Here is a 13,936-nt window from a genome sequence, read left to right as displayed (position 1 = left end):
ACGCCATCTTCTAGGCGGTATATTACCGCCTAGAAGGCGGCGTTACGTAATTAGTTCTAGGTTGTTTATAGCTAAATCCTTCTTACTTCTTCTTCTTCTTCTTCCTTCTTCCTTCTTCCTATGACCAATCTGAGCAATGTTAAAGCAGCTCAGTTGTCCGTCAATTATGAGGTTTGGCGTGACCGTTTTCTGAGAAACCGCCTGCGTCCCGCCTTGTGGATTGCAGTCTTTTTTGCTTTAACAATTACGGTTTATCTTTGGGGAGAATCTATCTTCGATCCCAAAGAATTTAAAGCTGCAAATCTCTATATTGGTATTGCTGTTGAATTAGGATTGCTTACCTGTTTAACATTGCACCAAACTGAACTAGGAAGGCGCTATCCTAGTTTATTATTTTTAGGTTTTTCTTGGTCGCTAACTATCATTGTACAGGTAGGAGCGGCCCTAATTGGTCAAGCAGAACCTCAGACTTTAATGTGGTGTTTGGCATTTTTAACTCAGGCGACATTAATGCCCGTGCGATGGCCCCTTCATGTAGTTTCACAGTTAGGCGTAGTTGCTTGTTATATAGGAGTAAATTGGGCGCTTAATCTCACCATCGCGAAGATGACAGCTTTCCATTTTGCAGGATTTTATTTATATTTATTTTGGTTTTGTTTTATCTGCGATTTGTCGGTATATTTGTACGAGCGCTTACAGCGAGATGAGTTTGAAACTAGGCGGTCTTTGGCAGTAACTTATGATAAGTTAGAAGCAGCGGAAGCGAAGTATCGCAGTATTTTTGAAAATGCCGGGGAGGGAATTTTTCAGAGTACTCCTGATGGGAGATATATTACAGCAAATCCGGCTTTAGCTAGAATTTATGGCTACGATTTATCGGAAGAAGTAACAGATATTTTTACTGATATAGAACATCAATTATATGTAGAACCAAATCGCCGCGCTGAGTTTATTAGACAGATTGAAGAACACGGGAGAGTATCGGATTTTGAGTCTCAAATCTACCGCAAAGATGGCAGCATTGTCTGGATTTCTGAGAACGCACGAACGGTGCGAGATGCTAATGGCAAGGTGCTTTATTATGAAGGTTTAATTGAGGATATCACGCAGCGAAAGCAGGCGGAGGAAGCTTTGCGGGTGTTTATCCATGCTCTCTCTCACGACTTGCGAAACCCGGTTGCAGGGATGTTAATGGTGTTGAAAAATTGGGAGAAAAAGCCTGGGGATGGGATCGCAGTACCGCGATCTATTTTATTGCGGATGATTCAAGGGAGCGAACAGCAATTAAAGTTAATAAATTCGCTTTTGGAAGTACAGGCTAGCGAGGTACGGGGTTTAGTTTTGCAATGCGAACCCCTACATTTGAGAGGTTTAATTGAATCTGCGATCGCAGATTTAGAACCAATGCTAGTGCAACATCAAACGGCTGTAAAAAATCAAGTTTCAGCCGATTTACCATTAGTTAATGCTGACTCTACGCAGTTATGGCGAGTATTTTCAAATTTGATTGCTAATGCTTTAAAACACAATGCGCCGGGACTTAATTTGACGATGACTGCGGCAATAATAGAGGTGGATAATCAGAGGAAAATTGCCGAGCGTTCAATCAAAATGATTCGCTGTACTGTGGAGGATGACGGCGTGGGAATACCTGCTGAACTATGCGATCGCCTTTTTGACCTTTATGCTAGGGGTTCTCAAGTTCGGCATTCTCTTGGTTTGGGTTTGGGACTATATCTTTGTCGCCAAATTATTGCCGCTCACGGAGGGGAAATTGGAGTAATTAGTAGTCCGGGTGCGGGTGCTACTTTTTGGTTTACTTTGCCGATTGTTGATAGTTAGGTTAAATAAAATTGCACTTAGGCATCATATTTTAATGGTTCGCCATTGAGAAAATTAATTAGTTTTTCCTGTGGGCCTAATCCGACCTCTTTTATTCCCATAAAACTTAAGAGATTATATGTGTTTAGCCTTTCTTGGTTGGTGGTTATCCTGTCGGCAATTAAACGCAGAATCACTTGCTGAGGTTCTGTTAACTGATCGATAGTTGTACCTTCTGGGATCTTTTGCCAGTTAAAAGCAAGTTCCTGTAATAAATCCCCGCAGTCATATATTTGTTGTTCAGGTTCCGCCAAAACTACTAAAATCTGCGCTAATTTACTATCGTCAAGCCGGCTAAAAAAATTAATAATCATCCAGTAATGTGCGGTTGCCATTGGGTTGTCATAGTGTTCCCACAAATGGGTAAATAACTCTTTATTTTTGATCAAACTTAGGAGCCGATTGAAAGCATTGTTTGAGATATTTTCGCCCGCTATATAAGCAAGGCTAACCCCGGCAGAAAGTTTGACAATATCGCTTTCATTTGAGTTCAAAATTTCCTCACAAAAAGCGGCATCTACAAGCGTACTTTTGCTGAGAAATGCCAGACACAAGGGAATTGTCGCTTTTACCATTTCATCAGACTCGCAGGTAAAATGCTGAATCATTAAATTGCATATCCGCTCTGCCTCTGACTTGCAACAAGAAAGCGTATAAGCAGCGGCTATTCTAACTTTGGGATAGTTGTGTTCTAGTAAATTAAGATAAAGATTGATTCCTTTATAAACTGCCTCAAAAGTCCCATTTACCCACCCTAACTCAATTAGCAACTGTTCCTGATATTCAGAAGGATATTCCTTATCTAATTCTAATATCTCATACTTGAAAACTGGCTGAGTGCCAAAAAATGTTGCTGCGGTTGCCAAGTGTGCCAGATCGATCAATATTGATTCTAATAAATCTGGTTCTGATTCGCGTGAGAGACGTTCTTGGAAAAATGGGACTATAAAATAAGCAGGCCAGGTCAATGTTCCCTGGTGCCAACTTGCATACCACAATTCCATCTGAGCCTCGCTACGTACCTTTTTATCATCCGCTGATAGGTCTTTTAAAAGAGTTACTAGCTTCTCGCCTAATTCGCTTTCTAGCCTATCCCAATCAATGTTTTCTAAGTTTTTAAACATTGTTATTTTCCTCTAAACTTGGCGTGTAAGTTATAGATATTGGCTTCCTTTCAATTTAACGCAACTTTTTGTATTACAGTCAATTTCTATTGCCTTACTTTTAATAGATGCAACCAAAAACTGCTACATCATAATAAATCTCCTGACATAAACTCTGTTACAACGGCAACAATACAACCCTCAGCATCAAGTCCAAAATAAGAAGCGTAGAAACCATCACCCTCACCCGAATCAAATGCAATCACATTTGCGTGTGTAGAGTCATCTACACATAGATTAGCCCAATTAAATCCAAGGTTATAGTTTTCTTCTAGTGCTTCTCCAAGCTTGCAACTCAAACTTTCTTCATAAGTTTCTGCTTTCCAAGTATTATCAACAATAATTTGACCAGCATCTGCATCCATAAAACAACCTGTTCCAGAGTCAACGCCATAACCGAATACTTCATTTCCTGAAAGCACACTTAAGTCTTCACCCAGTTTAGTAGCCAATTGCCACTTGATAGGAGCTTGCTCGTTGAAGCGAAGCATTGCATAAGCAACTGTTTTATTATCATCCTTTGGATTATATCCAACACTTAAAATCACTGGATAATGACCAGATTTAAATTGAGGAGCAAAAGGTTCTGTACCTGGAAAAACTAGAGGGTCGCAAGCTACTAACTTTCCTGAATTTAAAGTTAATTTTCCAATTTCATAGGATGTTAAAGTCAGCTCGCAAAACTGAGTAATTAATTTGTGTCCAGGCTGAAAAGCTTTCATCAAATCTAGCTTACTCATTCTTCACATCCTTATAATCTTAAACAAGCCCTGCTCTCAATGCTACTACTGCTGCCTGCACTCTATCATCCACTGCTAACTTATTCATAATACCACGAACGTGAGTTTTAATAGTATTAGGACTGAGATAAAGTGCAGCAGCAATTTCAGGATTGCTATAACCTTCTACCATCAGTTTCAATACTTCTGATTCCCGCTGTGACAGTTGACCTATACTTGCTGTAGATACAGGGGTAGGAGGCTTGAGATTTTCAATCACAGTCCTAGCAATTTGAGGATCGAGATAGGTAGCACCTTCAGCAGCAGCGGCAATTGCAGCTAACAAACGCTCTACTGAAGCACCTTTAATACAGTAAGCATCTGCACCGCTAGAAAGAGCAGCAATAATTTCTGTTTCCGCCGTATGAGAAGTTAGCATTACCACTCGTACATCAGGTAATTTTTCTTTAATTTGTTGCGTTGCTGCAATTCCATCCAGTCGTGGCAAACCGATATCCATCACGATCAGATCGGGTTTAAGCCTTAATGCTGCTTCGACTGCTAAGTAACCGTCTTCTGCTTGTCCTACTATTTCTAAATCGGGACAATCCCCTAAAACTTGCTCTAATCCCAATTGCATCATTGGGTCATCTTCAACAATTAAAATTCGCATAATTGGTAATTGCTAATGGCTAATGGCTAATGGCTAATGGCTAATGGCTAATGGCTAATGGCTAATTGCTAATTGCTAATTGCTAATAGTTAACACTTGAACTAAGTCTCCGGCTTGAATCCAAGTTTGATCCACAGGGATAACTGCTAAACCTGTAGTATTAGCTAGGTTAATTAAATTACCTGAACTTTGACTGCCGCTAGCGGGTTCAAATTCGTAATTGCCAGCACATAAATGTAATTGACCCCAGAGGTAACTTTCTCGCTTCCCATCCGATCGCAAATCTACGCGCGATCGCGCCTGCACAAACTCTGGCCCCCAAGCTTCCTGTTTAAGTCCAGAAAGTTTCCGCATTGCTGGCTGGACGAAACGCCAAAACGTTACTAAACTAGAAACGGGATTGCCAGGTAAACCAAAGTAAAGACATTGAGAATTGGTAATTGGTAATTGGTAATTGGTAATTGGTGAAATCGGGGAATTTCTCTGTTCCTCTCGTTTAAAACTTGCTACAGTTAGGGGTTTACCTGGTTTCATTCCTACCGCGCGGATGTGAATTTCTCCTCCTAAAGATGCGATGATTTCTTCAACATAATCGTAATCCCCCACCGAAACGCCGCCAGTGGAAAGTACGATATCGGCGGTGGAAATGGCAGATGCGATCGCATCTTTTAACTTTTCGCGATCGTCGGGAATAATCCCTAACCGGATAATTTCTGCACCCGCTTGCGAGCTCAAGGCGGCCAAAGCATACTGATTCGAGTCTACCAATTGACCCGGTTGCAAAGGTTGCTCAGGAGACACTAATTCGTCGCCAGTGGAGAGAATTGCAACGCGGGGACGGCGGTAAACTGGTACTTGGATACATTGCGCGGCCGCTAACACGGCGATTTCTGGAGGGTTGAGGACTGTACTCGGCATCAACAAAGGCGTACCTGCTTGATAAAAAGCGCCTTTGTGACGCACAAATGCTGTGGGTTTGGAAGGAGAAACTAAGATCGAAATGCGATCGCCATCCCTGCGCGTTTCCTCCTGCATCACCACTGTATCAGCACCAGCAGGCATAACAGCGCCAGTAAAAATCCGGGCAGCCTGTCCCGATTCAACAGTAAACTGAGGCTGATATCCTGCGGGAATTTCTTCGATAATTTCCAGTATTATAGGTTGAGTTGAGCTACAATTTTCCACATCCGCAAACCTCACGGCGTAACCATCCATTGCCGAATTATCCCAGTGAGGAAAGTCGAGGGAACTTGTCACAGGTGCAGCTAAAATTCGCCCCGACGCGGCCAATAAGTCTATCTTTTCTACATCCCTTTGACTGTCGAGGGGTTGTACTAAATCTAAAATAATTGATTCTGCTTCTTTAACTGACAGCATCGCTGTCCCCCTATCTGATAATACTTTTGTTAGTTTAGCAAAAAAGTAGCCATAGTGGGAATTTATTTTTTGCTATTCTAGGATAATCTTATTGTTTTAGCCTTCACTTATGTCCACATTTATCTCTCTATTTTGGCTGAATACGTTATCTTTGCTACTGGTAGGGATTTCAATTATTCTTACTAAATTATATGGATTAGAAGTCAAGGATTTATTTTTTCATCCTTTGTTTTACCCTCAGCCAAATGTCGCTTTTTTAACTCGCATATTCCAGTTATTGTGCTGCGTACCTGTCATTGTTTGTGCTTTTAGCTATGGACTACTTAAAACTTTTAATCCTCGCAATTCAGACAAGGAATTTATTCTAGCATCGGCTCTTTTGACAGGAGGATTCATGTTAAATGAAATTTACAGAATTCATATATACCTTGTAGGAATGGGAATCTCTAAGCTAGGAGTTAGTTTTTTCTATGCTCTTGCTTTATTTTCCTACGGATGGTTTTTTCGGCGGCAACTAAAATCTACTCCTTACGGGGTATTGCTAGTGGGCGTGGGGTTATTGTTTTTTGCGATCGCAGTAGACTCCCAGCACTTAAAAAACAAGATGATTTCCAGCTTATTAGAGGGAGTTCCCAAGTTATTTAGCGAGATTAATATCGTATTCTATTATTGGTGTGTCTGTAAATATTCAGTAGAAAAATCTATCAATCAAATTATTAAAACATAATTTTTAACCTTTGACAAATTAGTTAATCTCTGATATGATAATGATATCTACCGCAAACTAGATTAAAATATTTGCTGCTTACTTAGCACAAAATTGTCAACATCTATGTTTAGCATAAAATAGTATAAAAATAGAAACAATTATGACCGCTGTCACCATAAACTTTAACTCTGTTGTCCAAATAACTGACGACCAATTTTATCAATTGTGCCGAGATAACCCCGATGTCAAATTTGAACGTAATGCCAAAGGAGAAATAATTATTGTGCCACCTACAGGAGGAGAAACCGGAAATTGCAACTCAGAAATTAATGCAAATTTTGTTATTTGGAATCGTCAAACTAAGCTAGGCAAAGTATTTGACTCTTCGACTTGTTTCAAATTCCCAAATGGTGCAGATCGTTCCCCCGATGTTTCTTGGATAAAACAAGAAAGATGGGATGCACTCACTCCCCAACAAAAAGAAAAATTCCCGCCAATTTCTCCAGATTTTGTCTTAGAATTAATGTCGCCGACTGATACTCTCAAAGAGACACAATCCAAAATGCAAGAATATATGGAGAATGGTGTCAGACTCGGCTGGTTAATTAACCGCAAAACCCGGAGAGTTGAAATCCATCGCCAAGGACAAGAGGTAGAAGTGTTAGCATCGCCAACAGAATTATCAGGAGAGGATGTTTTACCCGGATTTGTTCTCAACTTGCAAACAATTTGGTAACAATTTTATTAATACTAAAATCCCTATTACTATGAACGCTGTCACCATAGATTTCAATTCTGTCATCAAAATAACCGACGAACAATTTTATCAACTGTGCCAAGACAACCCCAATGTCAAATTTGAACGTAATGCCAAAGGAGAAATAATTGTCATGCCACCGACGGGAGGAGAAACTGGAAATCGTAATTTTGAAATATCAGTTGATTTTGGAATTTGGAATCGACAAACTAAACTAGGAGTTTGTTTTGACTCTTCCACTTGCTTTAAACTACCTAACGGTGCAGATCGTTCCCCCGATGTCTCTTGGATTAAACAAGAAAGATGGGATACACTTACACCGGAACAAAAAGAAAAATTTCCACCAATTGCCCCAGATTTTGTTTTAGAGTTAATGTCACCAACTGATACGCTCAAAGAAACACAATCTAAACTGCAAGAATATATCGATAATGGTGTCAGACTCAGCTGGTTAATTAATCGCAAAACCCGCCGAGTCGAAATCTATCGTCAAGGACAAGAGGTGGAAGTGCTGCAATCTCCAATAGAATTATCAGGAGAAGATGTTTTACCCGGATTTGTTCTCAACTTGCAAACAATCTGGGACTAATTTTGATAAAATTGTATAAATATTACTTAATGAATCTGATGCAAACAAATACTGAGATTGAATTAAATCAAACAAGCGATCGCGCAAATTCCCTTACCCCCGAACAACACAAGCAGAAAATGCAGCGTCGCAAAGAAGTACAAGACCAACGCATTGCTGAAAAATCAGGGGAAAAAGGTTTAATTATCGTCAACACTGGTAACGGTAAAGGGAAGACGACGGCCGCCTTGGGAATGGTGCTGCGATCGCTTGGTCACGGCTACCGCGTCGCCATAGTACAATTTATCAAAGGAGCCTGGGAACCCGCAGAAAAAGCCGTTTTTGAGAAGTGGGAAAACCAGCTAGAATTTCATGCAATGGGAGAAGGCTTCACCTGGGAAACCCAAGACCGCGATCGCGACATTGAAAAAGCTCAACAAGCATGGGGAAAATCCTTAACATTTATCCGTAATTCTGACTTTAGATTAGTCTTGCTTGATGAAATCAATATAGCACTAAAATTAGGTTATTTGCAAGTCGAGCAAGTGCTAGCAGGACTGGAAGAAAAACCAGAACTATCTCACATTATTTTAACAGGTAGAGGCGCACCAGCAGGACTCATAGAACGGGCAGATTTAGTAACAGAAATGACTTTAGTTAAACATCCTTTTAAAGAGCAAGGTGTTAAAGCTCAACCAGGTATCGAGTATTAAATACATAACTTCCACAAATGACAACTAATGGACTAGAGCCGACTACCTTTAACGATCTATTATCCTTGGCACTATCTTCTATTGAGTCTGCACAATCAACAGCAATACCTATCTCTGGAAAACTGGCGCTACTGCAAGCAAATCAACTAATCTTATCTCAAAACAACATTAATGTTAATGCCAATCTCTTGCTGCAAACCTTATGGAAAATAGCCCTAATTAATCCCTTTGATGACTTTGTTCAGACTTGCTTAACCTGCGAAGGAATCAATCAAGTTCAGGGATTTAGAGAACTTAGAAATAAAATAGCAATAGCCTACAATATTCAAGGGAATGCCTTCTATCAACAGGGTCAAATTCAGCAAGCAACCCTGCAATACGAAAAAGCATTACAAATAGGACAAGAACTTGCTCCCGCTGACTTGCTTGGCATTTACTTTAATGCAGGAATGGCATCTTTTGTACAAAAGCAACCCGAAAAAGCACAACATTTTTTTCAAAAAGCACTACAAATTCAACCTAACTTAGCGCAAGTAGAGCAGATGCTCATTAGGGTAAATTATCAACTTGAAACTAAGCAAAAAGGATATAAATTTAGTCAAGATTGGTTTAGCAGAAATCTCGCAATCTGGCAAGAGTATTTAATGTGTTTTCGCAATCAACCCGATTTAAACATACTAGAAATAGGAAGTTGGGAAGGGAGGTCTACTTGTTGGCTATTAAACAATATTCTCACTCATCCCTCGTCGCAAATTACCTGTATCGATACATTTGAAGGCGGTGGAGGAACTGAACTAGAAGCAAGCGATACTAAAGAGTCTATAGAAGCAAGATTTGACTTTAACATTGTCCTGACTGAAAGCATAGCAAAAGTCACAAAAATTGTCAACAAATCGAGAGCAGCATTGCGGGAAATTCCCTTTGATAGCTTTGATATTATCTATATTGACGGCTCTCATTTAGCTTGCGATGTACTAGAAGATACCCTTTTAAGTTGGGGACTTCTCAAGATAGGAGGTTTGATGATTTTTGATGATTACGATCATGTTTTTCGAGAATTTCCTCATCAAAATACTAAGATTGGGATTGATGCTTTTATGGCAAGTTTTTGTAATAAAATTCAGCTTGTTCATCAATCTCATCAAATTTTTGTTAAAAAGATAGCTGATTAAAAATGTAGAGGAATTTAACTACTATATTCTACTCATTTAATTAGTAGCCTGCCTAATTCCTGATATTTTCTAACAATGTGCTATACTTAAAGATTAGTTAGCTACAAGCTAAAGCTACTAGCCCCTGTCAAAGCAGGAGAAGAAAATGGTTCAGAAAATTGCTCTATTTAATCACAAGGGTGGTGTTAGTAAAACCACAACTACATTCAACTTGGGATGGATGTTAGCCACCAAAGGAAAAAAAGTAATCTTAGTAGATGCAGATCCACAATGTAACCTCACAGGAATGGTTTTAGGATTTTCAACTAAGGAAGACCTAGAGGAAGTCTATAAAAAAGAACAGAATATTAAATCAGGTTTAGCACCTGCATTTGAATCAAGACCTAAGCTAATTGAGGCTGTAGATTGTTTACCAGTAGAAAAGTGTGATGGTTTGTTTTTATTGCCTGGTCATGTGGGATTTGCTGAATATGAGGTAACATTAGGCATGGCACAGGAGCTAACTGGTTCAATTAAAGCATTGAAAAACTTACCTGGTTCAATTTCATATCTTTTGCAGAAAACAGCAGACAAATTTGAGGCCGATTATCTATTGATTGATATGAGTCCAAGTTTAAGCTCAATCAATCAAAACCTACTGATGACCAGTGATTTTTTTATCCTTCCTACCAGTCCTGACTTTTTTTCAGTAATGGCAATTGATTCTTTGGCAACAATTTTGCCAAAATGGTATGCCTGGGCTCAAAAAGCTTCAGAAATCAGGATTTTAAAAGAAGCTGACTATCCATTTCCCAAAGTTACACCGCGCTTACTTGGGACTATTCTTCAAAACTATACAATCATAAATGGAGAGCCTGCTGCGGTTTTTCCAAAGTGGATTGATGAAATTAAAGTAGCTGTTTCTACTAGATTAGGGCCATCTTTGCGACAAAATAATATGCTCCTAGCTAAAAAGATATACAGAACTCAAGAAATCAGTAGTGATTTCTGCCTTGCAAAAATTTCTGATTTTAACAGCCTGATTGCTAAGTCTCAAGAGAAGCAAACACCAATTTTTGCTCTCACGCGAGATCAAATAGGGCAGTCTGGTATAATTCTTAAAAAGACTCTAAGAGCACAAGAAGAGTTCAAAAAAGTTTTTTCCACACTGGCAGACAGAGTAATTGAGTTAACGTGCCATGCAGTCAGCAATTGATCAATTTCGCATCAGTATTACCCGCGTTCGCGATCTAATTGCTTTACATAACTCTCTCAAAGCTCAAGCTACCAGTGTTCTGGATATTTCAGATATTTTAAGAGCCGCACTTGTTCTAGCAGTTAGCGCTTTAGACTACTATATTCACGAAGTTGTCAGGATAGGAATGTTAGAAATTCATCGCGGCCAACGTCCTGAACCTCCAGCATTTTCCCGATTTCAGCTTTCATTAGGTAGTGCTCGCGCAGGTATAAATGCAGGACAAAATATTGATGCCTGGTTAGAAGATGAAATTCGTCAACGCCACAGCTATAAAAGTTTCCAGCAACCAGAAGCTATAGCTGATGCTATCCGGCTGATTTGTGATAAAAAGTTATGGGAAGAAGTCTCTATGAGCATGGGTAGACCAGCTAAAGATCCTCAGATTAAACAACAATTAAATCTCATTATCGATCGTAGGAATAAGATTGCTCACGAAGCAGATATAGATCCTACATTATCAATAGGTAATCGCTGGCCTATTGACGAACTATTAGTCAATGAGGCGATTGACTTCCTAGAGCAAGTTGTTGAAAGCATACACAATATTTTATAACCCACAACAACATTTTAGCTCCAAATTTCTCTAAGTTCTGTTAGTTTTAAATAAATTAGCGATAGGTTTCAAACTATCAGCATTAAACCTATCGCTACCACCTCAAAACTACTAAACCTTAGCCCCCTCCTTCACCAAATTACCCCAACCCAAATCCTTAAGCGAATTATTCCGACGCAAAGGACGAGTCACCAACTCCAAAATATCCCGCGCATTCCCAAACCCGTGAATCTGAGCAAAAGTAAACTCAACTGACCACTTAGTATTAATCCCCCGCGCCTCCAAAGGATTAGCATGAGCCATACCCGTAATCACCAAATCAATATTCTGCTCATAAATCCGCTGAATCTGATTGTAATTATCCGGTTTCTCCACAATTCTCGGAGTAGGAACCCCCATCTCATGGCAAGTCTTCTCCAATAACTCCAACTCCGCCGCTTGATACCGCTTATCCATATAAGGAATACCAATTTCCGGGCAAGTCATACCGCAGCGAATCAAAAACCGAGCCAAAGAAATCTCCAGCAAATTATCTCCCATAAAGAAGACAGACTTACCGCGAACTATCTGTAAATAATCCTCCAAACTTGCCCAAATTTGTGCTTCCCGCTCGTCTAAACCCTTCGGTTCAATATTTAAAACCGAGCAAATCTTTTCAATCCAAGCGCGAGTACCATCAGGGCCAATCGGGAACGGAGCACCAATTAACTTACACTTCCGACGGCGCATCAAAGTAGTAGCAGTCCGCGACAAGAAAGGGTTCATCCCAGACACATAATACCCTTCTTCCAACACTGGCAATTCAGTGTAACGCTTAGAAGGCAACCAACCAGAAACCTTAATTCCTTGCTTCTTCAATTCTAAAGTTAACTGAGTTACAACCGGGTCAGGCAAAGAACCAAAAAGCACCAAAGGAGTATGCTTCACATATTCCGATTCATCGGCTGCAACTTCCTCTTTCTTCTTCCCAAAATTCAGTAATTGAGAAATAGCATTCCGTTCCTGTTTTTGAGATTCCATAACAGGCGCTTTCTCAGGACACTTAGCAGCCATAGCCGCTAAAACCGTATCTTCCCCTTGGGTAAAAGCATAATCCAAACCATTAGCACGAGCCGTTACAATTGGAATCCCAATCTCAGCTTCTAACTTCGGTGCTAACCCTTCCAAATCCATCTTAATAATTTCCGTCGTGCAAGTGCCAATCCAAACAATTACACTAGGATTGCGATCGCGCTTAATCTGCAAACACAAACGCTTCAACTCTTCATAATCATTCAACTGAGCCGAAATATCGCCCTCTTCCAACTCCGCCATCGCATAGCGGGGCTCAGCAAAAATCATCACTCCCATCGCATTTTGCAGAAAATAGCCACAAGTCTTAGTACCAATTACCAAGAAAAAGCTATCCTCAATCTTTTGATAAAGCCACGCCACACAGCTAATCGGGCAAAAGGTGTGATAATTTCCAGTTTCACACTCAAAATGTAGCGCTTCAGGTTGAGTAAGAGTCTCCATGACCTAAAATTTTCTCCGTTTAATTGTTTATTAGTGCGTAATTCCTAATTTGAGCAAACAAACCCTCCCTGAAGTACATACCGCCTTCAGGGTGGGGATTCATTTCCCCAAACTGCACAGTCAAAATCAGTAATTTTGAGTTATAGCAACCGCCAGGGCGGTTAGGGGCTAGGGGCTAGAGGCTAGGGAAAGAAGGGAAAGAGAGTCAATGGTTTCAGCCACGATCGAGTGTCCTAACTGCCTTGGCGGTTGCTATATCAGATTGCTTCCTTCACAATTCGAGTTAAGCGCCTGAGATGATTTGTAGGGGTGGTGTTTCTCCGTCCGTAAGCAAGTTTTGAATATTGAGTTAATTCGCAATTCCAAACTTAACAACGACGAGAGCGATGGGTACTCCACCCCGAACCATCAACGATCTAGGCAACAACTCTTAAGTTGAATACAACCCTTACTTAAAGTCCGATAAGAACCCAGAAATTTCTTCATCCTCATCGGCATCGTCATCTAGTCCCAAGGCATCTAGATCGGCTTCATCAGCATCTCCAGATGTTGCTTCGCCTAGAGCATCAAGCCCGATCTCATCCAAGTCATCTGATAAGGACAAGCCGCCAAAATCGTCATCTTCCTCATCCAAACCCCCCAGATCCATATCTAGGTCATCTGAGGTTGCTTCCCCAAAGGGATCGGGTATGGATTCTGGCACGAAATCATCGTCTTCTTCCCCAAAAGGATCTGCACTCGCGACAACTATCTCCTCAGACTCCTCAGAAACCGATAGCCCAAACTCATCATCGGCATCTTCCTCTAGTCCACCGAACCCATCCAAGTCATCGGAGGCTGATACCCCAAACTCATCATCATCTGACTCTTCCTCCATGTCACCTAAGCCCATGCCGCCC

General features: G+C 40.4%; 13 protein-coding genes and 1 pseudogene. 8 read left to right on the top strand and 6 right to left on the bottom strand.

Annotated features, from left to right (window positions below):
- The first annotated feature begins 120 nt into the window (after positions 1-120).
- Positions 121-1,842, top strand: a complete 1,722-nt coding sequence (locus tag OSCI_RS07525) for an ATP-binding protein (RefSeq protein ID WP_007354301.1) — start codon at positions 121-123, stop codon at positions 1,840-1,842.
- Between the two features lie 17 nt (positions 1,843-1,859).
- On the opposite strand, the gene OSCI_RS07520 is transcribed toward OSCI_RS07525, so the two are convergent.
- From OSCI_RS07520 to glp, 4 genes are all read right to left on the bottom strand, one after another.
- Positions 1,860-3,005 (bottom strand): hypothetical protein, encoded by a 1,146-nt coding sequence (locus tag OSCI_RS07520; protein ID WP_007354300.1) that lies wholly within the window; start codon positions 3,003-3,005, stop codon positions 1,860-1,862.
- A 128-nt stretch (positions 3,006-3,133) separates the two neighbouring features.
- Complete coding sequence (locus tag OSCI_RS07515) at positions 3,134-3,784, bottom strand: DUF4241 domain-containing protein (RefSeq protein WP_007354299.1); 651 nt, start codon at positions 3,782-3,784, stop codon at positions 3,134-3,136.
- A 19-nt stretch (positions 3,785-3,803) separates the two neighbouring features.
- Positions 3,804-4,436, bottom strand: a complete 633-nt coding sequence (locus OSCI_RS07510) for a response regulator (RefSeq protein ID WP_007354298.1) — start codon at positions 4,434-4,436, stop codon at positions 3,804-3,806.
- 75 nt (positions 4,437-4,511) lie between these two features.
- Positions 4,512-5,813: a gephyrin-like molybdotransferase Glp gene (gene glp / locus OSCI_RS07505; RefSeq protein WP_007354297.1), complete on the bottom strand. Its 1,302-nt coding sequence runs from the start codon at positions 5,811-5,813 to the stop codon at positions 4,512-4,514.
- Between the two features lie 109 nt (positions 5,814-5,922).
- Between glp and OSCI_RS07500 the strand changes: the two genes are divergently transcribed.
- The 7 genes from OSCI_RS07500 to OSCI_RS07470 all read left to right on the top strand — a co-directional run bounded on the left by OSCI_RS07500 (position 5,923) and on the right by OSCI_RS07470 (position 11,522).
- On the top strand, positions 5,923-6,540 hold the full coding sequence (locus OSCI_RS07500) for a hypothetical protein (RefSeq protein WP_007354296.1): 618 nt from the start codon (positions 5,923-5,925) through the stop codon (positions 6,538-6,540).
- A gap of 142 nt (positions 6,541-6,682) precedes the next feature.
- A complete protein-coding gene (locus OSCI_RS07495) occupies positions 6,683-7,258 on the top strand; it encodes a Uma2 family endonuclease (protein ID WP_007354295.1) in 576 nt (191 codons plus the stop codon).
- Between the two features lie 31 nt (positions 7,259-7,289).
- Positions 7,290-7,868, top strand: a complete 579-nt coding sequence (locus OSCI_RS07490; protein ID WP_007354294.1) for a Uma2 family endonuclease — start codon at positions 7,290-7,292, stop codon at positions 7,866-7,868.
- 38 nt (positions 7,869-7,906) lie between these two features.
- The gene (cobO, locus tag OSCI_RS07485; RefSeq protein WP_026103832.1) at positions 7,907-8,560 is read left to right on the top strand and encodes a cob(I)yrinic acid a,c-diamide adenosyltransferase; all 654 of its coding nucleotides are present in this window, start codon (positions 7,907-7,909) and stop codon (positions 8,558-8,560) included.
- 17 nt (positions 8,561-8,577) lie between these two features.
- Positions 8,578-9,732, top strand: a complete 1,155-nt coding sequence (locus OSCI_RS07480) for a class I SAM-dependent methyltransferase (protein WP_007354292.1) — start codon at positions 8,578-8,580, stop codon at positions 9,730-9,732.
- Between the two features lie 145 nt (positions 9,733-9,877).
- The gene (locus OSCI_RS07475) at positions 9,878-10,927 is read left to right on the top strand and encodes a ParA family protein (RefSeq protein WP_007354291.1); all 1,050 of its coding nucleotides are present in this window, start codon (positions 9,878-9,880) and stop codon (positions 10,925-10,927) included.
- Positions 10,911-11,522 (top strand): HEPN domain-containing protein, encoded by a 612-nt coding sequence (locus OSCI_RS07470; RefSeq protein WP_007354290.1) that lies wholly within the window; start codon positions 10,911-10,913, stop codon positions 11,520-11,522. Before OSCI_RS07475 ends, OSCI_RS07470 begins: the two co-directional genes overlap by 17 nt.
- Positions 11,523-11,633: 111 nt before the next feature.
- On the opposite strand, the gene OSCI_RS07465 is transcribed toward OSCI_RS07470, so the two are convergent.
- A complete protein-coding gene (locus OSCI_RS07465; RefSeq protein ID WP_007354289.1) occupies positions 11,634-13,037 on the bottom strand; it encodes a ferredoxin:protochlorophyllide reductase (ATP-dependent) subunit N in 1,404 nt (467 codons plus the stop codon).
- Positions 13,038-13,485: 448 nt separating this feature from the next.
- A pseudogene (locus tag OSCI_RS31000) lies at positions 13,486-13,936 on the bottom strand (hypothetical protein); the annotation flags it as partial.

Source organism: Kamptonema sp. PCC 6506 (assembly GCF_000180455.1).
Taxonomy (GTDB): Bacteria; Cyanobacteriota; Cyanobacteriia; order Cyanobacteriales; family Microcoleaceae; genus Kamptonema; species Kamptonema formosum.
Note: the sequence above shows the minus strand (reverse complement) of the source record. Positions and strands in the feature narration are given on the sequence as shown.